This window comes from Methylobacterium sp. UNC378MF (genome assembly GCF_900103195.1).
In the GTDB taxonomy this organism is placed as follows: domain Bacteria; phylum Pseudomonadota; class Alphaproteobacteria; order Rhizobiales; family Beijerinckiaceae; genus Methylobacterium.
The window spans coordinates 119,574-145,188 of the sequence record NZ_FMWU01000008.1; the positions used below are offsets into that span (position 1 = coordinate 119,574).

Annotated in this window: 27 protein-coding genes; 10 read left to right on the forward strand and 17 right to left on the reverse strand. The window is 70.3% G+C overall.

The window, feature by feature from the left end; genetic code table 11:
- Positions 1 to 55 precede the first annotated feature (55 nt).
- Positions 56 to 496 (reverse strand): hypothetical protein, encoded by a 441-nt coding sequence (locus BLT59_RS10465; protein ID WP_091779157.1) that lies wholly within the window; start codon positions 494 to 496, stop codon positions 56 to 58.
- Positions 497 to 658: 162 nt separating this feature from the next.
- A complete protein-coding gene (locus BLT59_RS10470) occupies positions 659 to 1,237 on the reverse strand; it encodes a L,D-transpeptidase (protein WP_091779159.1) in 579 nt (192 codons plus the stop codon).
- A 189-nt stretch (positions 1,238 to 1,426) separates the two neighbouring features.
- On the opposite strand from BLT59_RS10470, the gene BLT59_RS10475 reads away from it, so the two are divergent.
- Both BLT59_RS10475 and BLT59_RS10480 read left to right on the forward strand, forming a co-directional pair.
- Positions 1,427 to 2,356, forward strand: coding sequence for a histone deacetylase family protein (locus tag BLT59_RS10475; protein WP_091779161.1), 930 nt, complete (start codon positions 1,427 to 1,429; stop codon positions 2,354 to 2,356).
- Positions 2,357 to 2,488: 132 nt separating this feature from the next.
- A complete protein-coding gene (locus BLT59_RS10480) occupies positions 2,489 to 3,106 on the forward strand; it encodes a LysE family translocator (protein ID WP_091779163.1) in 618 nt (205 codons plus the stop codon).
- Between the two features lie 9 nt (positions 3,107 to 3,115).
- On the opposite strand, the gene ribB is transcribed toward BLT59_RS10480, so the two are convergent.
- From ribB to BLT59_RS10500, 4 genes are all read right to left on the reverse strand, one after another.
- Entirely contained in the window at positions 3,116 to 4,192 is a 1,077-nt protein-coding gene (gene ribB, locus BLT59_RS10485; RefSeq protein ID WP_091779319.1) for a 3,4-dihydroxy-2-butanone-4-phosphate synthase, read from the reverse strand.
- 34 nt (positions 4,193 to 4,226) lie between these two features.
- Positions 4,227 to 5,327 carry a chorismate synthase gene (gene aroC / locus BLT59_RS10490; RefSeq protein ID WP_091779165.1) on the reverse strand — a complete coding sequence of 367 codons (1,101 nt, stop codon included), beginning with the start codon at positions 5,325 to 5,327 and terminating at the stop codon, positions 4,227 to 4,229.
- Between the two features lie 90 nt (positions 5,328 to 5,417).
- The gene (locus tag BLT59_RS10495; protein WP_091779167.1) at positions 5,418 to 6,032 is read right to left on the reverse strand and encodes a DUF3578 domain-containing protein; all 615 of its coding nucleotides are present in this window, start codon (positions 6,030 to 6,032) and stop codon (positions 5,418 to 5,420) included.
- Positions 6,029 to 7,162: an anhydro-N-acetylmuramic acid kinase gene (locus BLT59_RS10500; protein ID WP_091779169.1), complete on the reverse strand. Its 1,134-nt coding sequence runs from the start codon at positions 7,160 to 7,162 to the stop codon at positions 6,029 to 6,031. The genes BLT59_RS10495 and BLT59_RS10500 overlap by 4 nt, the downstream gene beginning before the upstream one ends.
- Positions 7,163 to 7,285: 123 nt before the next feature.
- Between BLT59_RS10500 and tyrS the strand changes: the two genes are divergently transcribed.
- On the forward strand, positions 7,286 to 8,557 hold the full coding sequence (gene tyrS, locus BLT59_RS10505; protein ID WP_091779171.1) for a tyrosine--tRNA ligase: 1,272 nt from the start codon (positions 7,286 to 7,288) through the stop codon (positions 8,555 to 8,557).
- A 40-nt stretch (positions 8,558 to 8,597) separates the two neighbouring features.
- Positions 8,598 to 9,281: a response regulator gene (locus BLT59_RS10510; RefSeq protein ID WP_091779173.1), complete on the forward strand. Its 684-nt coding sequence runs from the start codon at positions 8,598 to 8,600 to the stop codon at positions 9,279 to 9,281.
- Positions 9,282 to 9,296: 15 nt separating this feature from the next.
- Here BLT59_RS10510 and tatC read toward each other — a convergent pair whose 3' ends face one another.
- From tatC to argS, 6 genes are all read right to left on the reverse strand, one after another.
- Positions 9,297 to 10,097, reverse strand: a complete 801-nt coding sequence (gene tatC, locus BLT59_RS10515) for a twin-arginine translocase subunit TatC (RefSeq protein ID WP_091779175.1) — start codon at positions 10,095 to 10,097, stop codon at positions 9,297 to 9,299.
- The gene (gene tatB / locus BLT59_RS10520; RefSeq protein ID WP_091779177.1) at positions 10,094 to 10,666 is read right to left on the reverse strand and encodes a Sec-independent protein translocase protein TatB; all 573 of its coding nucleotides are present in this window, start codon (positions 10,664 to 10,666) and stop codon (positions 10,094 to 10,096) included. The genes tatC and tatB overlap by 4 nt, the downstream gene beginning before the upstream one ends.
- Positions 10,667 to 10,769: 103 nt before the next feature.
- Positions 10,770 to 11,042: a twin-arginine translocase TatA/TatE family subunit gene (locus BLT59_RS10525; protein ID WP_091779179.1), complete on the reverse strand. Its 273-nt coding sequence runs from the start codon at positions 11,040 to 11,042 to the stop codon at positions 10,770 to 10,772.
- A gap of 158 nt (positions 11,043 to 11,200) precedes the next feature.
- Positions 11,201 to 12,205: a beta-N-acetylhexosaminidase gene (nagZ, locus tag BLT59_RS10530; RefSeq protein WP_091779181.1), complete on the reverse strand. Its 1,005-nt coding sequence runs from the start codon at positions 12,203 to 12,205 to the stop codon at positions 11,201 to 11,203.
- 242 nt (positions 12,206 to 12,447) lie between these two features.
- Positions 12,448 to 13,821, reverse strand: coding sequence for an SPOR domain-containing protein (locus tag BLT59_RS10535; RefSeq protein ID WP_091779184.1), 1,374 nt, complete (start codon positions 13,819 to 13,821; stop codon positions 12,448 to 12,450).
- Between the two features lie 48 nt (positions 13,822 to 13,869).
- The gene (gene argS / locus BLT59_RS10540; protein WP_091779186.1) at positions 13,870 to 15,621 is read right to left on the reverse strand and encodes an arginine--tRNA ligase; all 1,752 of its coding nucleotides are present in this window, start codon (positions 15,619 to 15,621) and stop codon (positions 13,870 to 13,872) included.
- 279 nt (positions 15,622 to 15,900) lie between these two features.
- Here argS and BLT59_RS10545 point away from each other — a divergent pair, with 279 nt between their 5' ends.
- Positions 15,901 to 16,335, forward strand: a complete 435-nt coding sequence (locus BLT59_RS10545; protein WP_091779321.1) for a hypothetical protein — start codon at positions 15,901 to 15,903, stop codon at positions 16,333 to 16,335.
- 25 nt (positions 16,336 to 16,360) lie between these two features.
- Here BLT59_RS10545 and BLT59_RS10550 read toward each other — a convergent pair whose 3' ends face one another.
- Positions 16,361 to 17,608, reverse strand: coding sequence for a deoxyguanosinetriphosphate triphosphohydrolase (locus BLT59_RS10550; RefSeq protein WP_091779188.1), 1,248 nt, complete (start codon positions 17,606 to 17,608; stop codon positions 16,361 to 16,363).
- 153 nt (positions 17,609 to 17,761) lie between these two features.
- On the opposite strand from BLT59_RS10550, the gene BLT59_RS10555 reads away from it, so the two are divergent.
- From BLT59_RS10555 to BLT59_RS10570, 4 genes are all read left to right on the forward strand, one after another.
- On the forward strand, positions 17,762 to 18,088 hold the full coding sequence (locus BLT59_RS10555; protein WP_020092036.1) for a HesB/IscA family protein: 327 nt from the start codon (positions 17,762 to 17,764) through the stop codon (positions 18,086 to 18,088).
- Between the two features lie 145 nt (positions 18,089 to 18,233).
- Positions 18,234 to 20,177 carry a hypothetical protein gene (locus tag BLT59_RS10560; RefSeq protein WP_091779190.1) on the forward strand — a complete coding sequence of 648 codons (1,944 nt, stop codon included), beginning with the start codon at positions 18,234 to 18,236 and terminating at the stop codon, positions 20,175 to 20,177.
- Positions 20,178 to 20,252: 75 nt separating this feature from the next.
- The gene (locus tag BLT59_RS10565) at positions 20,253 to 20,768 is read left to right on the forward strand and encodes a DUF2165 family protein (protein ID WP_091779192.1); all 516 of its coding nucleotides are present in this window, start codon (positions 20,253 to 20,255) and stop codon (positions 20,766 to 20,768) included.
- Positions 20,769 to 21,049: 281 nt separating this feature from the next.
- Positions 21,050 to 21,979 (forward strand): hypothetical protein, encoded by a 930-nt coding sequence (locus tag BLT59_RS10570; protein WP_244513934.1) that lies wholly within the window; start codon positions 21,050 to 21,052, stop codon positions 21,977 to 21,979.
- Positions 21,980 to 22,157: 178 nt separating this feature from the next.
- On the opposite strand, the gene BLT59_RS10575 is transcribed toward BLT59_RS10570, so the two are convergent.
- Genes BLT59_RS10575 through BLT59_RS10585 form a run of 3 tightly spaced genes read right to left on the reverse strand, consistent with a single transcriptional unit; the run spans position 22,158 to position 24,642 of the window.
- Positions 22,158 to 22,892 (reverse strand): ABC transporter ATP-binding protein, encoded by a 735-nt coding sequence (locus BLT59_RS10575; RefSeq protein WP_091779194.1) that lies wholly within the window; start codon positions 22,890 to 22,892, stop codon positions 22,158 to 22,160.
- Positions 22,873 to 23,610, reverse strand: a complete 738-nt coding sequence (locus tag BLT59_RS10580; protein ID WP_091779196.1) for an ABC transporter permease — start codon at positions 23,608 to 23,610, stop codon at positions 22,873 to 22,875. The genes BLT59_RS10575 and BLT59_RS10580 overlap by 20 nt, the downstream gene beginning before the upstream one ends.
- A 51-nt stretch (positions 23,611 to 23,661) precedes the next feature.
- Positions 23,662 to 24,642: an ABC transporter substrate-binding protein gene (locus BLT59_RS10585; protein WP_091779198.1), complete on the reverse strand. Its 981-nt coding sequence runs from the start codon at positions 24,640 to 24,642 to the stop codon at positions 23,662 to 23,664.
- 185 nt (positions 24,643 to 24,827) lie between these two features.
- Here BLT59_RS10585 and BLT59_RS10590 point away from each other — a divergent pair, with 185 nt between their 5' ends.
- Positions 24,828 to 25,205: a 4a-hydroxytetrahydrobiopterin dehydratase gene (locus tag BLT59_RS10590; protein ID WP_091779199.1), complete on the forward strand. Its 378-nt coding sequence runs from the start codon at positions 24,828 to 24,830 to the stop codon at positions 25,203 to 25,205.
- A 16-nt stretch (positions 25,206 to 25,221) separates the two neighbouring features.
- On the opposite strand, the gene BLT59_RS10595 is transcribed toward BLT59_RS10590, so the two are convergent.
- On the reverse strand, positions 25,222 to 25,443 hold the full coding sequence (locus tag BLT59_RS10595; RefSeq protein ID WP_091779201.1) for a hypothetical protein: 222 nt from the start codon (positions 25,441 to 25,443) through the stop codon (positions 25,222 to 25,224).
- Positions 25,444 to 25,615: the final 172 nt, after the last annotated feature.

The window sequence follows — 25,615 nt, forward strand, 5'->3', positions numbered from 1 at the left end:
ACTGTCCCGATAAATCAGTTGCGCCGCGGACGGAAGCTACGCCTTGGTCTGAGGCTCAGGCGGCCAGGGCAAAGGTCATGCGCGGCGCCTGAACCGTGTCGCGGGCGCGTCGGTTCGCCTCCAGGGCGAAGGCGACCAGCGATTCGGCGCTGCTCTGCGCCTCGCGGACCACTTCCATGGCGATCCGGGCGCCCACCGCGCTCGGGCCCTCGCGGCCGCTGAGCGTGGCAGCGAGCCACGTGGCGACGTCGCGGTCGATGTAGCCGGTCGGGCGCGTTCCCCAGACGGCGAAGTCGACGACCGAGGCCACCAGGAAGTCGGCGAAGGCGTCGGAGCCGATCACCGCCCGCTCGAGGGCGATCAGCAGGTCGGCGTCCTCGCGGCTCATGAGGCCGTCCGGAAGAACCTCGCGCTTCAGGACCAGCAGGTCCTCGTCGCTGATCGTGCCGGCCGAAACCGCATGGTTGCAGAACTGTTGAACGGAGATGTTGGTCATGATCGCCTGCCTCCCCGACCTTTGCTGCGGTCGGCGCTAATCCCTGTGTGTCTTCAACTTACGGGACCGCCTCCCTTCCAGAGGTTAATGGCAAGATCTGAACGGAAGTTCAGGTAAACGCGTCCCGAGCAAGCAGGCTTATTGGGACGTTGACCGGTTGCGTTACCGGACGATGACCGTCGCTCCGACGGGGACCCGATTGTAGAGGTCGACCACGTCGATGTTGCGCATCCGGATGCACCCGGAGGAGACCGCTTGCCCGATCTTTTCCGGCTCGTTGGTGCCGTGGATCCGGTAGAGCGTGTCCCGCCCCCGATCCGACAGGTAGAGGGCGCGGGCGCCCAGCGGATTCATCGGGCCGCCCTGCATGGCGTGGACGTGCGGCCAGCGCGCGATCATCTCGGCCGGCGGGTTCCAGGCCGGCCACTCCGCCTTGCGGTCGATGCGGGCGGTGCCGGTCCAGCCATAGGCCTCGTCGCCCACCGAGACGCCGTAGCGCATCGCCCGGCCGTTCGGCAGGACGAGGTAGAGCTGCCGCTCCTTCGTCTCGACCACGATCGTGCCGGGGGCCTCCCGGGTCGGATCGGCGATCTCGTAGCGGGCGAAATGCGGGTCGAACTCGGCCTCCGGGACGAGCGCCATGAACGCGGCGTCGCGGGCCGAGAGAGCGGGATCGGGCACGCCTTTGAAGGTACAGCCCGCCAGCAGCAGGGCGCAGCCGAAGACCGATATGATGCGCATGTCCCTGCCTCGACATTCTTCGCGGCCGGGGGAGCGCCGAGGGATCGAAGATCCCGGTCCGTCCGGCGGAAGAATCGTGCAACCATAAAGGGGCTACGGCACGCCGCCGTAGTCCGCGCGTTGCGCCCATGGCACATTGCCGGCTCCTGTTGCAGGTGCGCGACAGGCGAGCATCCGGGAGCGACCCTCGTGACCACCCTCTACGTGAGCCATCCCGCCAGCTTCGATCACGAGGTCCCGGAGGGGCATCCGGAACGGCCGGCCCGGATGCGCGCGGTGGAGCGCGCCCTGGAGGATGAGCGTTTTGCGGGCCTGGTGCGGGCCTCGGCGCCAAGGGCCGAGATCGAGGCGGTGACCCTCGCGCATCCGCGCGCATACGTCGACGCTCTGGTGGCGGCGGTGCCCGAGCACGGAATGGTCGGTATCGATTCCGACACGATCCTGTCGGTCGGGAGCCTGGAGGCGACGCTGCGGGCCGTGGGCGGCGGGATGCACGCCGTCGATGCCGTCGTCGGGGGAGAGTGCCGCAATGCTTTCGTGGCCATGCGCCCGCCGGGGCACCATGCCGAGCGGACCCGCGCGATGGGTTTCTGCCTGTTCAACCACGCTGCCATCGCGGCCCGTCATGCCCAGCAGAAGCACGGCGCCGAGCGGGTGGCCCTGGTGGATTGGGATGTCCATCACGGCAACGGCAGTCAGGACATCTTCTGGGACGATGCATCGGTGCTCTATTGCTCGACGCACCAGATGCCGCTCTATCCGGGGACCGGATCGCCGTCCGAGCGCGGCGAGAAGGACACGATCGTCAATGTGCCGCTGCAGCCCAACGACGACGGCGCGGTGTTCCGCGAGGCGTTCGAGACCGGCATCCTGTCGCGCCTGGAAGCCTTCCGGCCTGACGTGATCGTGATCTCCGCGGGCTTCGACGCGCATCGGCTTGATCCCTTGGCCAATCTTCGCCTGGAGGCGGAGGATTTCGGCTGGGCAACACGCCGGCTCATGGATCTGGCGGAACGCTGTGCAAACGGCCGGATCGTCTCGATCCTGGAGGGCGGCTACAGTCTCGAAGGACTCGGGAAGTCGGTGGCCGCGCATGTCGACGCCTTGATGGGGCGCTGACGGCCGTGCCGTTGCGGGCGCCTGCCGGAAGGCCATAATCGGCGGCCTGGAGATCGCCGCCATGCCACCACCGGGTCGACCGAGGCCACCTGCACGACGGCCGCGTCGAGCCCGCCGCAAGGGCGACCGCCGATGACGCGCGCCGGATTAGTGACTTACGCGCTGGCCCTGGGTGTCGCGGCCGCGATCGCCGGGCCCGGCGTTGTCGCCCTGGTCGCCCGGGCCCTCGGCTCGGGTTTCGGCGCCGCGATGGCCTTCTTGGTCGGCCTGATCCTGGGCGACCTGACCTATCTGGCCGCCGCGATCTTCGGCCTGTCGCTGATCGCTGAGGCGTTCGGCACGGCCTTCGTCGTCGTGCGCTACGGCGCGGCGCTCTACCTTGCCTATCTCGCGTTCCGGCTCTGGCGCGCGGCCGGATCGGCGGCCCGGTTCGAGAGCGAGGCCCGCGACCGGTCGCTGACCAGCTTCGTCGCCGGGCTGACCATCACCCTGGGCAATCCGAAGACGATCGTCTTCTACCTCGCGATCCTGCCGACGCTCGTCGACCTGCGCGGCGTGACGGCGACGGATTTCGTGACCCTCGTTATCGTCACGGCCGCGATCCTCCTGGCCGTGATGACGCCCTACGCGGCGCTGGCGGCCCGGGCACGCGAGTCGCTGCGCCGCCCGGCCTTCCGCGCTCGGCTGAACCGCGGTGCCGCCGCCATCATGGCCGGCGCGGCGGCCTGGACCGTCCTGCGCCGCGCCTGACCGACGGCTTCAGCCCTCCAGAGGTTCGTCGCCCAAAAGCTCGATGCCGAAGCCCGAGAGACCAACGTAGGAGCGGGACGAGGTCGCGAGGTTGCGGATCGAGACGACGCCGAGGTCGCGCAGGATCTGGGCACCGAGCCCGACCTCGCGCCATTGCCGCGCCCGCTGGGCTTCCGTGCCCTCCTCGATGACGCTCTTCACCGGCACGCCCGCCGTCCCGTCCCGAAGATAGACCAGCACACCGCGTCCGGCCGCCGCGAAGCGCTTCAGCACGGCATCGATCTGCGTGCCGCCGCCGATCACGTCGGCGGCGACGTTGGAGCGGTGCAGGCGCACCAGCACGTCCCGGCCGTCGCCGATCTCGCCCATGACGAAGGCGAATTGCTGGATCGACTCGAAGGGCGTCGAGAAGACGTAGGCGTTCAGGTCGCCGTGATTTGACCGCACCGGAAAGTGCCCGACCCGCTCGACCAGCCGGTCCCGGGCCTGGCGATAGGCGATGAGGTCGGCCACCGAGACCTGCTTGAGACCATGCTTCTCGGCGAAAGCCTCGATCTGCGGCCCCTTCATCACGGTGCCGTCGTCGTTGGCGAGTTCGCAGATCACGCCCACGGGCGGCAGCTCGGCCAGGCGGCACAGGTCGACCGCGGCCTCGGTGTGACCTGAGCGCATGAGCACGCCGCCGTCGCGGGCGATCAGCGGGAAGACGTGGCCGGGCCGAACGAAATCGCCCGCGCCCATATTGCCGTTGGCGAGTGCCCGCACCGTGTTGCAGCGCTGCTCCGCCGAGATGCCGGTCGTCAGGCCGTGCTTCACGTCCACCGTGACCGTGAAGGCCGTGCCCAGGGGGGCGTCGTTCGACGCCACCATCGGGGCGAGGTGCAGGCGCCGCGCCTCGCTCTGCGTGATCGGCGCGCAGACGATGCCGCAGGTGTTGCGGATGATGAACGCCATTTTCTCCGGCGTGCAGAGCGAGGCGGCGACGACGAGGTCACCCTCGTTCTCGCGGTCGTCGTCGTCGGTGACGACCACGATCTCGCCGCGGGCGAAGGCCGCGATGGCCTCGGTGACGGTGCAGTGGGGCACGGGCATTCTCGGGTCGTTGAGGCGAGGACCAGGATCAGGGCTGCTGCCCGACCTGTCCTCGATGGCGCAGATAGTGATCGGCCAGCACGCAGGCCATCATGGCCTCCGCCACCGGCACGGCGCGGATGCCGACGCAGGGGTCGTGGCGGCCCTTGGTGACGAGGTCCACCTCGCTGCCGTCGCGGGTGACCGAGCGGCGCGGCGTCAGGATCGAGGAAGTCGGCTTCACGGCGAAGCGCACCACCACGGGCTCGCCGCTGGAGATGCCGCCGAGGATCCCGCCCGCATGGTTGGCGAGAAAGCGCGGCCGACCGCCGTTGCCGGCGCGCATCTCGTCGGCATTGTCCTCGCCGCGCAGGGCGGCAGCCGCGAAACCGTCTCCGATTTCGACGCCCTTCACGGCGTTGATCGACATCATCGCGGCGGCGAGGTCGGCATCGAGCTTGCCGTAGATCGGCGCGCCGAGGCCGGGCGGCACCCCCTCGGCCACGACCTCGATGACGGCGCCGACCGAGGATCCGTCCTTCCGGATCGCGTCGAGATAGGTCTCGTAGAAGGTCGCCGTCTCGGCATCGGGGCAGAAGAACGGATTGTTGCCGACTTCCGCCCAATCCCAGCGCGACCGGTCGATGGCGTGCGGCCCCATCTGCACCAGGGCGGCCCGGATGGTCACCCCTGGGATGACTTTGCGCGCCACGGCGCCGGCCGCGACCCGCGCGGCGGTCTCGCGCGCCGAGGAGCGGCCACCGCCGCGATAGTCGCGGATGCCGTACTTGGCATCGTAGGTGTAGTCGGCGTGGCCGGGCCGGTAGCTGTCGCGGATTTCGGAATAGTCCTTCGAGCGCTGGTCCGTATTCTCGATCATCAGCGCGATCGGCGTGCCGGTGGTGAGCTGGCGGCCACCGGTCCGGTCGTCGGAGAACACGCCGGACAGGATCTTCACCTGATCGGGCTCGCGGCGCTGCGTGGTGAAGCGCGACTGGCCGGGCTTGCGCCGATCGAGCTCCGCCTGGATCTCCTCCGCCTCCAGCGGCAGGCCGGGCGGGCAGCCGTCGACCACGCAGCCGAGCGCGACCCCGTGACTCTCGCCGAAGGTCGTGACGCGGAACAGGTGGCCGAAGGTGTTGTGCGACATGGCGCGGCTGCCTTAGCGCGGGAGCGCCCGAGGCACAAACGCGGTCCGTGCCGAGGCGCTCGCAGGGTCGGGTCGGGGCAACCCGCAGTCTCATGCGCCCTCGGCCGAACCGGGCAGGTCGAGCCCGCCCCGCGCCTTGAGCGCCCGATACGCCGCGATTGCCGTGGCGAGGTCCTGGCGAAGCCGGGTCTCGTCGCCGAGAGCGGCGAGGTCGTAGGTGAGGCCGCGGATATGGGCGGCCTCGTAGCCCTCCGGCAATGCGCCGGCGCTGCCGAGGGCGATCGCCGTGGTCGGCAGCGCGTCGGTGAAGTCGACCAACCGTGCCCGAAGCGCGTCGCCGCTGGCGCGCAGATGGGCTCCGGCTGCCGCGCCGTGAGCCCGGATCGCCGCCACGGTTCCCTGCGCCAGGGACAGGTGGACCGCCTCGCGATGCGCCGGAAACAGATAGACGAGGTAGTAGCCACGCGTTGCGCTGGTGGTGATCCCGGGATCGAACACCGCGATCCACGGCACGGCGGCCCATTTGCGGCCACGGCCGGGGCTGCCCTTCACGAGAAAAGGCCCATCGATAGGCGCCAGGGCCGCGCGCAGCTCGTCCGGCGCGCCCTTGCGGATGACCGCGGCCAGCGGATGGCCGGCCGGCGGATCGAGGCGCGCGAGCGGATAGTCCTCGACGATCTTCCGGAGCGCGTAGCCGAGGCTCACGGGCGCGCCAGCACCCCGCCGGTCATGTCCCCACGCACCCCGGTCGTCGACGGGAAGGTGATCGGCAGGCCCTTGAGCGAGCGCACCGCGAGATACGCGAAGGCCTGCGCCTCGAGGTAGGCGGAGGACCAGCCGATCGCGTCCGCGGTCGTGATCTCGGCGCGCAGATGGTAGTTCAGCAGCCGCACCAACTCGCCGTTGCGGGCGCCGCCGCCCGCGACGATCCAGCGGCTCGGGATCTCGGGGGCGTGGTCGAGGGCGCGGGCCACCGCGCGCGCCGTGAAGGCGGTGAGCGTCGCGGCGCCGTCCTCGGTGGAGAGCTGGCCGGCGAGCTTGTGGGAGAACCAGTTCCGGTCCAACGACTTCGGCGGCCGGCGGAAGAAGAACGGGTGCGTCAGCAGCCACGCGAGAAGCTGCTCGTCGGGCCGCCCGCGGGCGGCGGTGCGGCCGCCATCGTCGAGGTTCTTGCCCTCGCGCTCCTGCATCCACTCGTCGATCAGGGCGTTGCCGGGGCCGGTGTCGAAGGCAATGACGCCGCCCTTCGAGTCGATCAGCGTCGCGTTGGCGACGCCGCCGATGTTGAGGATGCCGAACGGCCCGTCGAAGCCCGACGCCTCGGCGAGAGCCTTGTGGAAGACCGGCACCAGCGGCGCCCCCTGCCCGCCCGCCTCGATATCGGCCCGGCGCAGGTCCGAGACGACCGGGATGCCGAGCCGGGTCGCCAGCGCCTGCCCGTCGCCGATCTGGATCGAGATGCGCTGGTCAGGCCGGTGGATCACCGTCTGCCCGTGGAAGCCGATCACGTCGATCTCACAGGCGCTCAGGCCGTGCTCCGCCAGGAAGCGCTCCACGGCCTCGGCGTGGGCGAGGGTGACGAAGGCCTCCGCCTCCGGCAGCCGCCCGGGCCGGTCGCCGGGATGGAGGACGGATTCGGCATCCTTGGTGGCCGCGCGCAGCAGCACCTTCTCGTCGTCGGCGTAGCCGCGATAGCCGGTGGGACCCAGCGGCTCGAGGAAGTTGTTGTGGCCTTTGACGACGTGGACCCGCTCGCCGTCGGTCTCGATCAGCGCGATGTCGACGCCGTCCAGCGACGTGCCGCTCATCAGTCCGATCGCGCGCATCATCGCCATGCCGTCCTGCCCCGTGCCTTTCGGCGAACGCCCTGCTAAGAGCGCGCCGTATCCTGAACCCAGCGCGAGCTAGCATGCGGGGCCTCGGCCTGTCGCGCCAGCGCGCGACCCGAGATGGCATCCATGACCGCCGAGAGCTTCGCGCCGAAATCCGACTTCCTGCGGATCCTGACCGAGCGCGGCTATATCCACCAGACCTCGGACCTCGCCGGCATCGACGCGGCGGCGCTGGAAGGCCGGCTGACCACCTATGTCGGCTACGATTGCACGGCGCCGTCGCTCCATGTCGGGCACCTCCTGTCGATCATGATGCTGCACTGGCTGCAGACCACCGGGGGCAAGCCGATCGCCCTGATGGGCGGCGGCACGACCCGGGTCGGCGACCCGTCCGGCCGCGACGAGACCCGGAAGATCCTCACCGTCGAGCAGATCGATGCCAACAAGGCCGAGATCCGCAAGACCTTCGACCGGTTCCTCCGCTTCGGCGAGGGGGCGAACGACGCCGTGATGGTCGACAACGCCGAGTGGCTGACCAAGCTCAACTACATCGAGATGCTGCGCGACGTCGGCCGGCATTTCTCGGTGAACCGCATGCTGTCCATGGACAGCGTGCGCCTGCGCCTGGAGCGCGACCAGGAACTCTCGTTCCTCGAATTCAACTACATGATCCTCCAATCCTACGACTTCGTGGAGCTGAACCGCCGCTACGGCTGCGTCATGCAGATGGGCGGATCGGATCAGTGGGGCAACATCGTCAACGGCATCGATCTCGGCCGCCGCATGGGCACGCCGCAGCTCTACGCCCTGACCTGCCCGCTGCTGACCACGTCGTCGGGCGCCAAGATGGGCAAGACCGCGGCCGGCGCCGTCTGGCTCAACCCGGAGATGCTGAAGCCGTACGATTACTGGCAGTTCTGGCGGAACACCGAGGACGCGGACGTTGCCCGCTTCCTCAAGCTCTTCACCCTGCTGCCCATGGACGAGATCGCGCGCCTCGCCGCGCTGGCCGGCTCCGAGATCAACGCGGCCAAGACGGTGCTGGCCACCGAGGCCACCGCGCTGATGCACGGCCGCGAGGCCGCCGAGGCCGCCGCCGAGACCGCCCGGAAGACCTTCGTCGAGGGCACGCTCGCCGCCGACCTGCCGAGCGTGACCGTACCGTCCGCCACCCTCGAGGCTGGCCTCGGCGTGCTCACCGCCTTCGGGCCGGAGGTCGCCAAGCTCGTGCCCTCTACCAGCGAGGCGCGCCGCCAGATCAAGGGCGGCGGCCTGCGGGTCAACGACGTGCCGGTCACGGACGAGAAGGCGGTCCTCGGCCGCGGTGACCTGACCCCGGACGGCGTGATCAAGCTGTCCTTCGGCAAGAAGCGGCACGTGCTGCTCCGGCCGGAATGAGCCGCCCGGCAGACTGGATCGGCGATCGGGAGCGGCCCGCATGAGCACCGCCCGCATCCTTGTGATCGATGACGAGCCGCCGATCCGTCGGCTGCTCAAAACCGGCCTCGGGACGCAGGATTACGCCGTCGTCGAGGCCGCCGACGGGGCCGCGGCACTCGCCGCCCTGCAAGACGGCGGCGTGGACCTCGCGATCCTCGACCTCGGCCTCCCGGACATGCCCGGCCACGCCCTGCTCGCGGCGATCCGCGAGCGGTGGCCGGACCTGCCGGTGCTGATCCTGTCGAGTCGCGAGGACGAGCGCGGCAAAGTCGAGTCACTCGATCTCGGCGCCGACGATTACGTCACCAAACCCTTCGGTATGAACGAATTGCTGGCGCGCATCCGCACGGCCCTGCGCCATCGGCTCGCCATGCAGGGGGAGCGGCCGGTATTCCGGGTCGACGACCTTTCGGTCGACCTGATCCGCCGCATCGTGCGGGTCGGTGACCGTGAGGTGAAGTTGTCGCCGCGGGAATACGAGTTCCTGCGCGCTCTGGTGCAGCACGCCGGCAAGGTGCTGACGCATGCCCAGCTCATGCGGCACGCGCCGTCATCCTCCGATCCGCAATATCTGCGCGTCTACATCCGGCAGCTGCGCCAGAAGCTCGAGCCGGACCCGGAGCGCCCGCACTACCTCCTTACCGAGACCGGTGTGGGCTACCGCCTGCGCGCGCCGGACTGAGCCCGGCGCGCCGCCTCAGGGCTCGAGCCCCTCCGCGGCCCGCCGCGCGGCCCGCAGCTTCTCGACCCGCGCCACCGAGAAGACCGAGGCCTCGTAGAGAAGCAGCATCGGGATCGCCAGGGAGAGCTGCGAGATCACGTCCGGCGGCGTCAGGATGGCGGCGGCGACGAAGACCAAGACGATCGCGTAACGCCGCTTCTCCCGCAGGAAGGCCGCGTCGATGATCCCGATCTGGCCGAGCAGCGTCAGGATCACCGGCAGCTGGAAGGCGATCCCGAACGCGAAGATCAGCGTCATGATCAGCGACAGGTACTCGTCGACCTTCGGGAGCAGCTTGATCGTCGGCTCTCCGGCTACGCCCACCTGCTGGAGCGACACCGAAAACTTGATCAGCAGCGGCATCGCCAGGAAGAACACCACCAGCGCGCCGAGCAGGAAGAAGATCGGCGTCGCCACGAGATAGGGCAGGAAGGCCTTCCGCTCGTTGCGATAGAGTCCCGGCGCCACGAAGGCGTAGATCTGCGTCGCGATCACCGGGAAGGCCAGGAAGGCCGCGCCGAAGACGCTCAGCTTGATGTTGGTGAAGACCTGCTCGAGGAAGTGCGTGGCGATCAGCTCGGCGTTCTGCGCACCCACGATCGAGACGTAGGGGTAGACCAGCACGTTGTAGATATCGCGCGAGAAGAAGAAGCAGGCGAAGAACATCAGCACGAAGGCGATCAGCGACTTGATCAGCCGTGCGCGTAATTCGATCAGATGCTCGAGCAGGGGCGCCCGCGACGCCTCGATCTCGGCCTCATCCGCCTCGCTGATCATCGGGCAGCCGTGCCGTTCTTGGAATCATCTGTGGCGGGGTGTGCGGCGGGCGGTTCGGACGGAGTCCCGAACGGATCGTCCACCGACCCGGGCACGGGCAGGAGCGCCTCCGCCTCCAGAGGCGCCGGATGCTGGGACGTCTCGACAGGCAGCGTCTCGGCGACAGGTGCGGGCGCTGCGGCTTCCTGCTCGGCCTTGAGCTGCGCCGTAGCGTCGGCGAGGGATCGGGTCTCGGCCGGCGGCAGCTCCGGGCCGAGCTTCTCCGGCCCCATCTTGGCGCGACCCTCGACGGCGCCCTTCAGCTCGTCGCGGATCGTCTGCACGGGATTGAAGGTCGAGCCCGCCGAGCGGACGGTGTTGCGGATCCCGTCGACCTCGCGTCGGACGTCGTCGAGTTCGGCCTCGCGGATCGCTTCGTTGAACTGCATCTGAAACTCGCCGGCCATGCGGCGCAGCTTCGACGTGACCTGCCCGACGGTGCGCAGCGCCTTCGGCAGATCCTTCGGCCCGATGACGATGAGGGCGACGCCGCCGATCAGCATCACCTCGCCCCAGCTCATGTCCAGCATGTCGTCGACGGTCCTGCTGCCCCGAGATCCGGCGCGGCGGCCGGACCCCGTCAGGCTCTACACGAGCGCGCGCGCTCTGACAGTCCTACAGTCGGGCTCGCCGTCAGACCGGCTTGCGCTCGCCGCCGGGGAGATGGCTTGCCGGGATAGCCGTGCCGGGGCTCGTCTCGGTCGCGTGCGGGATCGTGCGGACCGACTCGGCCGGCGGCGCCGCATTCTGGCTGACCGGCGGGGTCTCGTCCTCGGCCATGCCCTTCTTGAAGGCTTTGATGCCCTTCGCGACGTCGCCCATCAGGTCGGACACCTTGCCGCGTCCGAAGAGCAGCATCACGATGACCGCGACGATGACCCAGTGCCAGATACTCATGCTGCCCATGGCAACCTCCTGCGGGCGCCCCGAAGAAGCGGGAGCGTGACGCCACGTCCGGTTGAGGATTTCGGGGCGAACCTAGGGATCGCGCCGCCCGAACACAAGCAGAGGCGATGCCACGGGCGGTGGAAGGCCGCGGTGGAAGGCCGCAAGGTGTTTGCAGGTCAGGCGGCCGCGAGGGCCGCGGCGAAGCGTTCCCGGGCTTCCGGGAGGTCGAGCCCGTCGCCGGCGGAGTCGAGGCGCGCCAGCGCGGCTGCCGCGCGCCGCGCAGCCTCGCCGGTAAGCTCGGGCGCCGCCTCGGCGACGGCGCGCATCTCCTCCATCGCGCCGTTGCAGTGGAGCCCGATATCGATCCCCGCCGCGAAGGCGCGCTCCGTCCGGTCGCGGAACGTGCCGGTCAGCGCGTGCATGGACAGGTCGTCGGTCATCAGCAGACCGTCGAATCCGATGGTGCCGCGGATGATGTCGCGGATGACGGCGGCCGACTGCGTGGCCGGCCGGTCGGGGTCGATGGCGGTGAAGACGACGTGCGCGCTCATCGCCATCGGCAGGTCGGCGAGCGCCCGGAAGGTCCGGAAATCCTGCCCCGCGAGATCCGCGCGGGTCGCGTCGACCACCGGGAGGCCATGGTGGCTGTCGCAGGTGGCGCGCCCGTGCCCGGGAATGTGCTTCATGACCGGCAGGACGCCGCCCGCCATCAGGCCCTCGGCGATGGCGCGGCCGATCTCGGCGACCCGCTCCGGGCTCGTCCCGTAGGCCCGATCGCCGATGATGTCGTGCGAGCCCGGCGCCGGCACGTCGAGAACGGGGGCGCAGTCGACGTTGATGCCGACCTCCGCGAGGTCGTGCGCCATCAGGCGCGCGCCGAGGCGGGCGACCGTCGCGGCGCTGCCGTTCAGGCGGGCGTAGCGCCCGCCGGCCGGGTAGGCCGGCCAATGGGGCGGGCCCATGCGCTGGACCCGGCCGCCCTCCTGGTCGATCAGGATCGGCGCCCGATCGGACCCGACGCAGTCCCGGAGCGCGCCGGTGAGCGCGCGGACCTCGTCGGGGGTCCCGATGTTGCGCTTGAACAGGATGAAGCCCCAGGGCTTCACGTCACGGAAGAAGGCCCTCTCCTCCGCCGAGAGCGACGGGCCGGTGCAGCCGAGGATCAGGGCGCGGGAGGTCATCAGGAACGGCTCGGATACTGCTCGGTGGCGGCGCGAAGACGGCGGCAAGACCGCCGGGCGGCTCGAATCGATGGCAAGAGAGTCGGGCGGGAACGGGGAGCCGGCAAGACCAAACCGCGGCTCCCGGCGGATGCCGGGACGATGGCGCCGGGCGTGTTGCCGCCGAGACTCGGTCGGGACGGCGGCGACGAGGCAGGCCGCGGACCGGAGCGTGGTCCCGTGCGCGGCCTCCCGTCAGCGCCTCAGTTCTTGGCCACGAAGCACTGGCCGCCCTCGCCCTGCAGGGCGCTGCACAGGCTCGCAGCCTGGGCCTTCTCCAGGGGTCCGACGCGGACGCGGTAAATCGTCTTGCCGTTGACCTCGGCCTGGCGGATCAGCTCGGGCTTGCCGGCGAGCTGCGAATACTTGGCCTGCATCTGCCGGAACGCGGCTTTCGCCTCGGCGGCGGAGCTGCGCACGCCGAGCTGCACCGAGAAGCCGCTCACCGGGCCGGACTTCACGGCGTCGTCGTCGGTCGTGGTGCTGGCGGTGGTGTCGGGCGCGGCCGCGCCGGCCGGGGCCGCGGTGGCGATCCGCTGGGCGGCCTTCGGCGGCGGCTTCACGGCCACCGGCTTGGGGGCCGGCGGCTCGACGGCGGCCTCCGGCTGCGCGTCGACGGGCGTGGCCGTGGTCATCGGCATGGACGCGGCGGCCTGGCGGACGGGCTTGGACTTCGCGGGCGGCGGCGGCGGCTCGTCGCTGGGCAGAACCATGGTGGGGATCGGGGCCGGCCCGGCATCGGCGGCCTGCTGCTCCCGCGGCGGCGGCGCGGGCGGTGCCTCCGGCTTGACCGCGACGGTGCGGACCCTGCGGGGTTCCCCGAACGCCTCGAACGGGCTGTTGCCCGGCGTCGTGCCGCCCTGGGCGCTGCTCGGCTGCGACGGACCCTGGGCCGCCCGCGCGGCCTCGGCCACGTCGAGGGGCTGCTCCTCGCGATTTACGATCTTGATCTGGCCGTCCTTCTTGCCCTTCGGGTCGTAGATCTGCCGATTCTGATCCGGGATCTCGACGCCGTCGGCCACTTTCGGAGCGACCTTCAGCGGCGTCGAGTCGGCCTGCACGACCGGCACGCCGCCATGGCCCGAATTGCTCAGGCCCTTGTAGGTGAGCGCACCCGTGACGGCGAGCGCCACCACGGCGACGCCGGCACCGACCGAGACCAGCCGCCGCCGCGGATTCGCGCGGCGCAGGGCATGGGTGTCGGCATAGACCTCATCGTCGCCCGTCGACGCAGCCCCGCTCTCCTGGACATAGGTGCCGCCGTCGCGATGCGTGTCCTGCTCGACGGAGGCGAGGTACTGGTCGAACGCGTCGGCCGGCGTGGGCTTGGGCGCCTCGGCCGCGAAGCTCGGCTCGACCCGGCCGTTCCAGCCGGCCTGTGCCTGGGCGGCCGGTGCCGCGCGGATCTCGTCGCGCGCGGCGAGCAGGGCACGGAACGGATCGTCCTGCCCGACGATCCGGGCCAGTTCCGCCAGCGGATCGGCCTTGCCGGACCCCTGCGATGCGTGGCTGCTCTCCTGACGCAGATCGCGCGCGAAGGCGTCCAGATCGACCTGAGCGCGCGAAGCGTTCGTCATGGCAGCATCCTCACATCAACGCCGGCGACCGGCCCGATGCAGCCGGGCCTATCGCATCTCGTCCGGCGCGGTCACACCGAGAATCGCAAGGCCGGCTGCGAGCGTGCTCCGAAGAGCTTCGACGAGCGCCAGCCGGGCCCACGTCGACTTTCGGTCGGTTGCATTAACAAACCGTAATTGCGGCAAGTCTTTGCCCTTGTTCCAGAAACTATGCAGCGACGAGGCCAGTTCATAGAGGTGGAACGCGATTCTGTGCGGCTCGTGGGCCAGCGCGGCGGATTCGAGAACCCGCGGGTACTGGGCGATCAGGCGCATCATCTCGATCTCGCCCGGATCGCTCAGCACGGCGAGGTCGGCCTCGCGCGCCAGCGTGGCTGCCGAGAGGTCGGCGTCCGGAAAGGCCTCGCGCGCCTGCCGCTGTACCGAGCGGACGCGGGCATGCGCGTACTGGACGTAGAAGACCGGGTTGTCCTTCGACTGCTCCACCACCTTGGCGAGGTCGAAATCCAGGGTCGCGTCGTTCTTCCGGTAGAGCATCATGAACCGGATCGCGTCGCGGCCGACCTCGTCGATCACGTCGCGCAAGGTCACGAACTCGCCGGCCCGCTTCGACATCTTGACGGGCTCGCCTGCGCGCAACAGCCGCACGAGCTGGCAGAGCTTGACGTCGAGCGTGGCCTTGCCGTCGCTCACCGCCTTCACGGCGGCCTGCATGCGCTTCACGTAGCCGCCGTGATCGGCGCCGAGGACGTCGATCAGATCGGTCGCGCCGGCGAGATACTTCGCCCGGTGATAGGCGATGTCGGAGGCGAAATAGGTGTACGAGCCGTCCGACTTCAGCAGCGGCCGGTCGCTGTCGTCGCCGAATTCCTTGGTGCGGAACAGCGTCTGCTCGCGGTCCTCCCAGTCCTCGGGCAGCTGCCCCTTGGGCGGCGGGAGGCGGCCCTCGTAGACGAGGCCCTTGGCGCGCAGCTCCGCGAGCAGGGACTTCACGGCCCCGCTCTCCTGGAGCGTCCGCTCGGAGAAGAACACGTCGTGGCGGATGCCGATCGCCGCCAGGTCGGCGCGGATCATGTCCATCATCATGCCGAGCGCGGTCTCGCGCACCGTCGGCAGCCACTCCGCCTCGGCCCTGTCGAGGAGCGCGCGGCCATGGGTCTCGGCCAGCTTGGCGCCCACGGGCTTCAGGTAGTCGCCCGGATACAGGCCCTCCGCGATGGCGAAGGGCTCGCCCAGAGCCTCGCGGTAGCGCTGGAAGGCGGAGCGGGCCAGGACGTCGACCTGAACGCCGGCGTCGTTGATGTAGTATTCCCGCGTCACCTGCCGACCGGCCGCGACGAGCAGGTTGCACAGGGCGTCGCCGAACACCGCTCCGCGGCCGTGCCCGACATGCATCGGCCCCGTCGGATTCGCCGACACGTACTCGACGTTGATCGGGCCGCCGGGCAGCTGCGCGCGGCCGAACGTCTCCGGTGCGGACAGCGCGTCGCGCAGGACCGCGTGGAAGATCGCGGGGTCGAGCCGCAGGTTGATGAAGCCCGGCCCGGCGACGCTCGCCTCGACGATCCGCGGATCCGTGCGGAGCTCCGCCGCCAGGGCCTCGCCCAGCGCCTTCGGGTTGGCCCGCGCCTCCTTGGCCAGAACCAGCGCAGCGTTCGTGGCAAGGTCGCCGTGCGACGCGTCGCGGGGCGGCTCGACCACCACGCGGCCCAGGTCGAGGCCCTCGGGCAGGTGGCCGGCGCGAGTCAGCGCCTCCACGGCCTCGCGCACGCGCGCCTCGAACAGGGCGAAGATGTTCATGGGTCTCGATCTCGCTCGCGCGGGGGTCTCGTCGCCCGGCCCGTCCGGCCTGCGCCCGCCGCGGCGGTCTAGCAAGGGGGCGGGAGGGTGTCACGGCGCCGGGCCGCGTGCCCGACCGGCGGAGTCCACATTCGCGGCATCGGTCCGATAACCAAGTCCGGGCTGCGGCCGCGTTATCCCGTGCGACGAATACGGATCGCCCAATGTCCGTCTTGTCTCGCACGGGATGAAACGGTGTCATCGCCGTCGATCGAGAGTGTGCCGATCGCGGAGTTGCTGATGAAGACCTTGACGATTGCGGGTACGGCGCTCTGCGCCCTCATCCTGGCCGCGCCGAGTGCCGAGGCGGGCGGCTTCCGCGGCGGCGGATTCCATGGCGGCGGTTTCCACGGCGGCGGCTTCCACGGCGGTTTCCGGGGCGGCTACGGCTACCGCGGCGGCTTCGCGGGCCGCGGCTTCTACGGCCGCGGCTATGGTTACGGCTACCGTCGCGGCTACGGTCGCGCCCTCGGCTACGGGCTGGCCGGCGCGGGGATCGGCCTCGGGCTCGGGCTCGCCGCCGGGACCGTCTACGGCGGTTACGGCTACGGTGGCTACGGCTATGGCGGCTACGGCTACCCGGCCGGCTATGGCGGCTACGGCTATCCGGCCGCCTACGGTAGCTACGGCTACGGCGGGTGCTACGACAGCTTCGCCTGCGGCTGCGGCTGCTGATCCGATCCCGCCCTGCGCCGGGCCCTCAGGGCTCGGCGAGGGGCAGGCCTCGGCTGGGCAACTCCCAGTGCAGGTCCGGCGTGGTCGCGTAGAGCTTGCGGTGCGCCAGGACCGCGTAGGTGTCGGTCATGCCGGCGATGTAGTCGGCGACCCGGCGGGCGACCCGCGCCTCGGTGGCTCCTTCGAGACCGGCGCTCCACTCCTCCGGCATCCGGGACGGCGCCGCGGTGAACGCGGCGAACAGGTCGTTGACGATGGCATCGGCCTTCTTCCGCACCGCCACCACGCCGGGATGCCGGTACATCCGCTCCCACAGGAAGCGCATGATGTCGGCATCGGCCGCCGCGATCTCCGGCGAGAAGACGATGACCGGCTGATCCGCGTTCCGGATGTCCTCGACGCGGCGCGGATCCAGGGCGGCGATCCGGCGGCCGCCCTCGCGGATGACGTCCTCGACGAAGCGGGTGATCACCCGCCGGGCGAGCTCGTGGATCATCCGCGACGGCTCCAGGCCGGGATGCAGCCGGTCGATCTCGTCGAGCAGCCCGGCCAGGAACGGCACCGCCCGCAGCTCCGGGATCTCGAACAGCCCGGCGCGCAGCCCGTCGTCCAGGTCGTGGGCGGCGTAGGCGATATCGTCGGCGAGGGAGGCCGCCTGGGCCTCGGGCCCCGCCTGGCTCCATAGGTCGAGGGGGTTCAGCGCGTCGTATTCCAGGATGGCCGCCGGGATGCCGTGGGCGGCGTAGCGGGGTGTCGGCCGCCCGTCTGCGGTCAGAAGCGGGCCGTTGTGCTTGACCAGGCCCTCCAGCGTCTCCCAGGCGAGGTTCAGCCCGTCGAAGCCGGCGTAGCGCCGCTCCAGCCGGGTGACGATCCGCAGCGCCTGGGCATTGTGGTCGAAGCCCCCGTAGCGCGCCATGCAGGCGTCGAGGGCGTCCTCGCCGGTATGGCCGAAGCAGGTGTGGCCGAGGTCGTGGCTGAGGGCCAGCGCCTCCGCGAGATCCTCGTCGAGCCCGAGGGCGCGGGCGAGCGCCCGGCCGATCTGGCTCACCTCCAGGGTGTGGGTCAGGCGGGTGCGGTAATGGTCGCCCTCGTGATGCACGAAGACCTGCGTCTTGTGCTTCAGTCGCCGGAACGCCGTCGAGTGGATGATCCGGTCGCGATCGCGCTGGAAGTCGCTGCGGGTCGGCGAGCCGGCCTCCGGGATGAGGCGTCCCCGGGTGCGGGCCGGGTCCGTGGCGTAGGGCGCGCGCCAGCGCTCACCGTTCGGTCGCACGGCATCCGCTCGCAAACTCGCGCACCCTGATCATGACGGCTCCCCGCCCGGCGCGTTGCGGCGCGGGCTTGCGCCTCATATCTTGTGGGCCAGGGTGCGCTCGGCAACGGGCCGGGCGCGCCGTCCACTGAACGAATGCGTGGCCAGAGACCGATGGCTGAGATCACCCTGACCGCCCGCGCGGCCAAGCGCATCAACGAGATCATGGTGGCGGAGCCGGCCGGCTCGTCCCTGCGGATCAGCGTCAACGGGGGCGGCTGCTCGGGCTTCTCCTACGCCTTCGACATCACCCGCGCCCGGGAGGCACAGGACGTCGCGATCGAGCGCGACGGTGCCACCGTGATCGTCGATCCGGTCTCGCTGGAATACATGAGCGGCTCGACCATCGATTTCGTGAACGATCTGATCGGCCAATCCTTCAAGATCGAGAATCCGCTCGCCACCGCTTCCTGCGGCTGCGGCACCTCCTTCTCGTTGTAAGGGCTGGCTCGGCGCACCTGTGCCGTTGCGTCCGTACGACACCGGTCCCGGCTCGGTCGCCCGGACCGGCGTGCGCGATTGCCTCGCTCGGCAAAACGCGGCACGGCTAGGGTATTCCCGTGAGAGCCCTGGTCCGGACGCAGCCATGAACCATCCGAAGGCCCGCATTCGCCTCCGGTCGGCCTGGGCGACGACCGGCATGCTGGTCCTCCTGGGCCTCGCGTCCGTGCCCGCGCCGCTCGCCGCGCAGGAGGCGGCCGCTGCCGTCCAGGACGTGACGGTCACCGATGTGATGCTTCCGCTCGGCGGCACGCTGCTGAAGGCCCCGAAGCTGACGGCGAGTGGCACGCGCCTCTCGAAGGAGGATCTCGCGGCGATCCTGCGGTCCGATTCCGCCGTCCCCTGGGAGCAGCGGCTGGCCAAGCTCGATGCCGGCAGCCTGACGATCCCGGTTCTCACCTCTGAGAATGCCGGGCCCGGCGACAACCGGCAGACTGTGACCTACCGCGACGTCGTCGCCCGCGACATCCGCGCCGGCCGTGTCGGCGAGTTGTCGGCGGCAGGCGCCACGGTCAGCGCGATCGCCGGGCCGAACCGCAGCTCCGGAACCTACGGACAGGTGCGGGCCACGGACCTGGATCTCGCGGCGCTCAGCCGTCTCTACACGGTTCCCGGCGACGGCAAGGGACCCGTCCAGCGCGTCTACGGAACCATCCAGGTTTCGGACGTGACCTATTCCGACGCGCGCGGGACCACCGTGAAGATCGCGCGCCTCGATGGGCGCGACCTCGGTGGCCGTCAGGTGCCGGACGGCTGGAGCGGTGCCTTCGCGATCGTGGCCGGCGGCTTCGACGAATCCAGCGACCGGCGCCCCCTGGCGGGCGCGGCCGCCGACCTCATCGCGGCGACTTCCGTCGGCAGCCTGGAGATGCAGGGCCTGAGCGTGAGCGATACAGATCCGAAGGGGCCGGTTCTGTTCGAGATCGGCCGCGCCGCCTACACGTCCTCCGGTGCTGAGCGTGGCACCACGCTGAACAACCTGTCGCTGTCACGCGGGCCTCTGCGCATCCATGTCGGCCGCGTCGCCGCGCTGGGGACCTCCCTGGCGCCGACCGTCGCGACCCTTCAGGGTATCGCCGCCGAGCCGACGGGAGGGCCCGGCTTCTCCGACGTCGAGATGCGCCGCCTGACCCCGACGCTCGGCAATCTCACCCTCAGCGACCTGTCGATTGAACTCCCGTCCGAGGCCGAGGCGGACCGGGCAACGCCGCGCGATCCGCGGCCGCCGGCCCGCGGGGCCCTCCCCGACCCGAGCCGGCCGGGGGCCGGCAAGGCGGTCGAACCCCGGGCGGTCGAGCCCCGGGCGGCCGACATCGTCGCCGATCCCCTCGCCGTCACGGTGTCGCCGCGGCCGGCCCGCCGCGTCGCGCTGCGCGAAGCCAACCTGGCGTTCGGGCCGCCGACCGAGGGCGTGCCAAGCGCGACCCGCGTCACCCTCTCGGGCCTGACCTTGCCCGCCGATCTCCTCGCCGGCGCGCCGATCGTCGGCATGCTGCCGGTCTACGGCTACCGGGATCTCGACCTCGATCTCGTGGCCGATGCGACGCTGGACGAGAAGGCCCGCGACCTCGCCCTGCGCGAGGTCACGATATCGGGGCGCGACATCGGTACCGTCCGTCTTTCCGGCCTGCTGGGGGGCATCGGACCCGAGCTGTTCTCCGGCACCCTTCCGGCGGCCACCATGCTGATGTTCTCGGGCAGCGCCAAGACCCTCGACCTGACGGTGGAGAATGCCGGCCTTTTCGAGCGCTTCCTGGCCGCCCAATCGAAGGATCTCAGCCTCAAGCCGGACGAGCTGCGCAAGGAATACGTCACCGCGAGCCTGCTCGGCGTTCCGATCATCCTCGGCAACAGCGCGGCCGCCAAGGGCATCGGGGCCGCCATGGGCCAGTTCGTCATGAAGCCCGGGAAGCTCGCGGTGCACGCGAAGTCCAAGGAGCCCGCGGGCATCGGGTTCATCGATCTCGGCGCGGCGCGCTCGCCGGCGGCCGTGCTCGACCGGCTCGATGTCGAGGCGAAGGCAAACTGAGCCGGCCGAGACCGGGCTGAGACCTGTCTCGGACCCGTCGCGGCGCGCCGGGCCGTGTGCCGGGAGGAGCCGTCCATGCTCGTCGTCCGTCTCTCGAAGGCCGCCTTGGTTGCCGCACTGGCGCTGACCTGCACGCTGGTGGTGTTCGGCAACATCGTCGATCCGGCGGTGAACCTCGCCTTCGTGCAGCATGTGCTGGCGATGGACACCGTCCTGCCCGGATCGGGAATCGTCGACCGTTCGATCACGGATCCGGCGCTCCAGCGCGCGGCCTTCGCCCTGATCGTCGCCGGAGAGGCTCTGACCACCCTCCTGCTCTGGATCGGCGTGCTGCTGATGCTCGTGCGGTTGCGGGCCTCGCCCGCCCGTTTCGTCCGGGCGAAGGCCTGGGCGATTGCCGGCCTGAGCGTGGGCTTTCTGATCTGGCAGGCGGGCTTCCTGGGCATCGGCGGCGAGTGGTTCGGCATGTGGATGTCGACTACCTGGAACGGCCAGCAATCGGCCTTCCGCTTCGCCATGACGGTGCTCGGCGTACTGATCTACGTGGCCCTGCCCGAGGCCGGGGATCCGACCGGCACCCGCGGGGGCTGAGCTCGGCGGGACGAGCTGACCATCAGTTCCCGTGACTCCCGATCGTCCGTGATCGAGGGGTGAAGGTCGAACTGGGTCCGCGGTCATGGCCGCCGACGCCGTGGCCGTTCGCGCTGCCATGGGAACGGCCTTCGGTGCGTGGCCTGACAGGCGCTTTTGCGCCGAAGTCTCATCCGCTTGAGGGGAAGGAACGTGACGCCTTCTGTTTCCGACGCGCTCGGCCGTTGACCGCCAGGGATCGACCGACCTATCACATATAGCATGAGCTATAATGATGGGTCATGGCTATGAAACACGTCTGCGTTCCGTGCCGCCTGGCGCGCGGGGGCCTCGTCCTGTGCTGGCTGGCGCCGACGCTCGGCATGGCCGGGACGCCTGCTTCGGCGCAGACGCTTCCGACTGCCGCCGAGAACCTGACGCCGGGCGATCTCGACAGCGAGCATCTGTTCGGCTTCACGGAAGGCAGTGACCTTGGTGTGCCCGGGGAAGCGGAGCTGGAATGGGAGACGAGCGGGCGCCTCGGGCGCCGCCTCGGCCGCTTCCTGACAGTGGACAGCGGCTTGGCGCTGAAGATGCCACTCACCAACGCGTTCCGCTTGGCACCGGGTGTCACCTTCAACGCTTCCGATATCGGCACGCCCGGGGCGCCGACCCGGACCACCGGCGGCTTCAACGGCGGCTTCGTCGAGACCCGATTGCGCCTGCTGGATCGACGTGCGGCGCCCTTCGGCCTGACGCTGAACCTCGTGCCGGGTTACGGCACCGTGGACGGCGGATCGGGCGCGCCGGCCCGCAGCTTCGGCACGGAGGTCGGGCTGTTGGCCGACCGGGAGGTGATCCCCGACACGCTGGTCGCCGCTCTCAACGCGAGCTTCGCATTCTCATCGACGCGCATGAACGTGACGAACGCGCGCCTGCTCGGATCGGGGATCGAGGTGTCGGCTGCGCTAGCCTATCGCGTTCAACCCGGCGTTTTCCTCGGCGGTGAGGTCCGCTACACCCGCACATACGAGGGCCTGACGCTCGACCGGTTCGCGGGCGACGCCGTCTATATCGGACCCACCGCCTACACGAATCTGTCCCCGCATGCCTGGGCCTCGTTCACCTGGAGCTTCCAGGTTGCCGGGCAGGCGCTGGGAGAGCCCGGGCCTCTCGACCTCTCGAACTTCGACCGGCATCAGATGCGGCTGCGCGTCGGGTACAATTTCTGATCCCGGCCGGAACAGACGTCGGGCATCTCCGCGCGCTCAGCGTCGGCAAGACGGCTCGGCGCCGGCGCAGGGCGGTCCCACGCCCCGGCCCCGCGCCGCTCTTCCGGTCGATTCTGACGGCCGCACGCGAGGACGGTCGGCAGCCTTCTCGAAACGCCGCGTCCGCGGAACCCAGACGTCAGAGCGCGATGATGTCCGGATGCCGCGCGGCCAGCGTCGCCCGGGTGGTCTCGGCCCAGGCGCGGTCGCGCTCCCGGCGGGGGCGATCGAGGGGCACGTCGGCGATCAGAGTCGCAGGGCGTCTCGAGACCAGCAGCAGCCGGTCGGCGACCCCGATCGCCTCCGCGACGTTGTGCGTGACCATCAGGACGCTCATGCCGGCCTGATCCACCGTATCCACCACCAGGCCGCGCAGCTCGGCGGCCGCAGCATCGTCGAGGGAGACGAACGGCTCGTCGAGCACCAGCACGCGCGGACCGTCGGCCAGCGCCCGCGCGAGCGCCACCCGCCGTTGCATCCCCAGCGACAACGCCTTCGGATAGCTGTTCCGCCACGCCGTGAGGCCGAGCCGCGCGAACAAGCCGTCGAGGTCGCGCCCGCGCCGCTCCCGGGGGAGCCCGAGGCGGACATTGTGCTCGACGCTGCGCCACGGCAGCAGCCGCGGCTCCTGGAACACCATGCCGGCCTGTTCCGCGCCGGAGACGCGGCCCTCGAAGGCCGGATCGAGCCCCAGCAGGATCCGCAGCGTCGTGGTCTTTCCCGCGCCCGAAGGCCCGATCAGGCAGACGATCTCCCCGGCGGCGACGGCGAATGCGAGGTCGCGGACGGCCTCGACCGGCTCGGCGCCGCGGGGCCGATACCATTTCGACGCGATCGCGACCTGCAGGACGGGCTCAGCGCCAGCGACGGACATAGGCTTCGAGCCGCTGCAGCAGGAGGACGTCGATGCCGATCATCACGGCCATGAAGACGAGGCTGTAGCCGATGATGGCCGCCACGTCGGTGCTCTGGACGAAGTAGTAGTTGATCGCGAAGCCGACCCCGTCCGGTCGCCCGAGCAGCTCCACCACCAGCACGATCTTCCAGGCCAGCGACAGACCCGACCGCGCCGCTGTCACCATGTAGGGCTGGAGCTGCGGGATCAGGATGTCGCGGGCCCAGCTGCGCCGGTCGAGCCGATAGGCGCGGGCCATCTCGTCGAGGCCGGGATCGAGATTCCGGGCGCCTTCCCGCACGATCACCGCGACGTTCGGCAGCTTGTTGAGCACCACCGCCAGGATCGCGGCGGTTTCGGTGAGCCCGACCCAGACATAGGCCAGGACCGTGATCACCAGGGCCGGCGTGTTGAGGAGGACGAGGAGCGGCGTGTCGAGGCTGAGATCGGCGGCCTTCGAGCGTCCGAGCGCGACGCCGAGGACGACGCCGAGGGACATGGCCACCGTGAAGGAGATCGCCACCCGCAGCAGCGTCATCCCGACATTGTGTCCGAGGTCGCCGCGCTCGGCCTCCTGTACGATGAAGCGCAGCACCGCCATCGGCGCCGGCAGCAGGCGTGAACCCGCTTCGAGGGCGGCCAGTTGCCAGGCACCGATGAGCACGGCCAGGGACGCGAGGCGGGTCAGCGCGCCCATGCCGTCCCGATACGCACGATCGCCGCCAGGAGTGCCCGCCGCACGGGCGCCTCAACCATTGCGGCCGGTATAGTAGAGGTCGGGCGGGAGCGCGTCGCCCTTGCCGACGAGGCGCGCTCCGCCGAGCCGCGCCATCACGGCGTAGAGCTTCTCCGCATCGGCGCGCTCCTGCGCGATCGAACGGCGCGGGATGCCGGCCAGGAAATCGTGCTTCAAGGCTTCGAAGGTCGCCTCGTCCTCGGCCGCCATCAGCGGGCGCACGATCTGCCACGTGCTCGGATCGGCGGCCAGCATGTCCTTGGCGGCCCGAGACGCCCGGGCGAAGGCCGCCACGGCGGCAGGCTTCTCCTTCACCGTGGCGTCCTGGAACAGGTAGCCGATCAGCGCCACGTCGCCGGGGACGCCGAGGGCGTGCATGATGTCTTCGGCGCCGACCAGCTGCCGGTAGCCCTTGGCCGTCAGGCGGGCGCAGTAGGTCCAGTAGGTCAGCGCCGCGTCGAGGGCGCCCTGCTCCAGCTTCAGGGTGATCAGCGGCGGCGCGCCGTAGGCGATCTCGGCGTCGCGCTCGAGGTCGATGCCGGCCGCGTCCTTCGCCTGCGCCCGGAGGAGCAGCCAGTTCTTGTCCAGCGGGCCGCCGGCCACGCCGAGGCGCTTGCCCGCGAGATCCTTGAGGCTGTTCACCGCACTCCCGGGCGGCACCATGACGCCGCCCTCGGAGGTCGAATACGGGATGAAGCGCACCGCCTGCCCGTCATTGCCGAGGCGGGCGGCCCAGAGCAGGTCGCCGATGATCGTGTCGACCTGCCCGCCGATGAAGCCGATCCGGGCCGCGTCGTTGCCGGCGAGCTTCACCGCGTCGAGTTCGAACCCGTTGGCCGTGTCGAGGCCACGCGCCTTGATCACCGCCGCTTCCCAGGTCGACGTGCCGAAGGGCAGGCTTCCGAGGCGGATCGTCGGCGCGTCCGCGCGCGCCGCGCGCAGGCCGAGGCCGCCGAGCAGGCCCCCGGCGAGCATCGCGCGCCGTGACAGCATCACGCCTTCTCCCATCGTATTGCGCAGTCTTCAGCGGCGGCAGACTGGAGTGCCGAGCGAGCCGGACGCCATTGGCAAAAGGTCATAGGGCTCGCACCCGTTTCCGTCCACCGTGGCAAACACGCTTGCGCGCAACCGGCCGCGGCGGCACCCTCTGCCCCGACGGTTTCATCGGAGACGGGATCATGACCGAACGACGCGAAGGCGCACTGGACGCTGCGACCGTGGAGGCGCGGCTGAAGGCCGAGCTGCCCGCATGGCGCCTGGAAGACGGGTGGATCCGGCGCACCTACAAGACGTCCGGCTGGAAGAGCACCCTGATGGTGATCAACACCGTCGGGCACTTGGCCGAGGCGGCCTGGCACCATCCGGACATCACGGCCTCCTACGCCTGGGTCGAGGTCCGGCTGATGAATCACGCGGCCAAGGGCATCACCGACAAGGACTTCGCCCTCGCCCGGAAGATCGAGGAGGTCGTGTCCTGGCAGCCAGCCCTGGAGGGACAGGGGCTCGAAGGCACGCCGACCGATCCGCGCTTCGCCTACATCAAGTACGACAAGTAGCGGCACCCCGCGGACGTCACTGCGGCTCCTTCACCCGGCGGCACTCCGTTTTCAAATAGGCGGTCTTGCCGATCTCCTCGCGCAGCTCGGTGCGGGCGATGATCTCCTGCCAGCCGGTGGCGCAGCCGAGTTCGTTGGCGACCCGGACCTTGCGCACCTCGAGCGCCTGGGCGTCCGTGCAGGAATCCTGGACGATCCCGTTGGCGCAGACCAGGACGACGGCGATGAAGGCGTTCATGGGCGGGACGGTCCTCGTTTCCGTCGCACCCTACGCGCCAGAACGCCGCCGGGTTGCCGGCGACGCGACGCCACCTGCGTGAAAGATCGTCACGGTCGGCCCGCCCTGAGGGGGCGGAGGGGCGGGCCGACCGTTTCTCGCAGCGCCCGCAAGCGCTGCGATCGCGTGAACC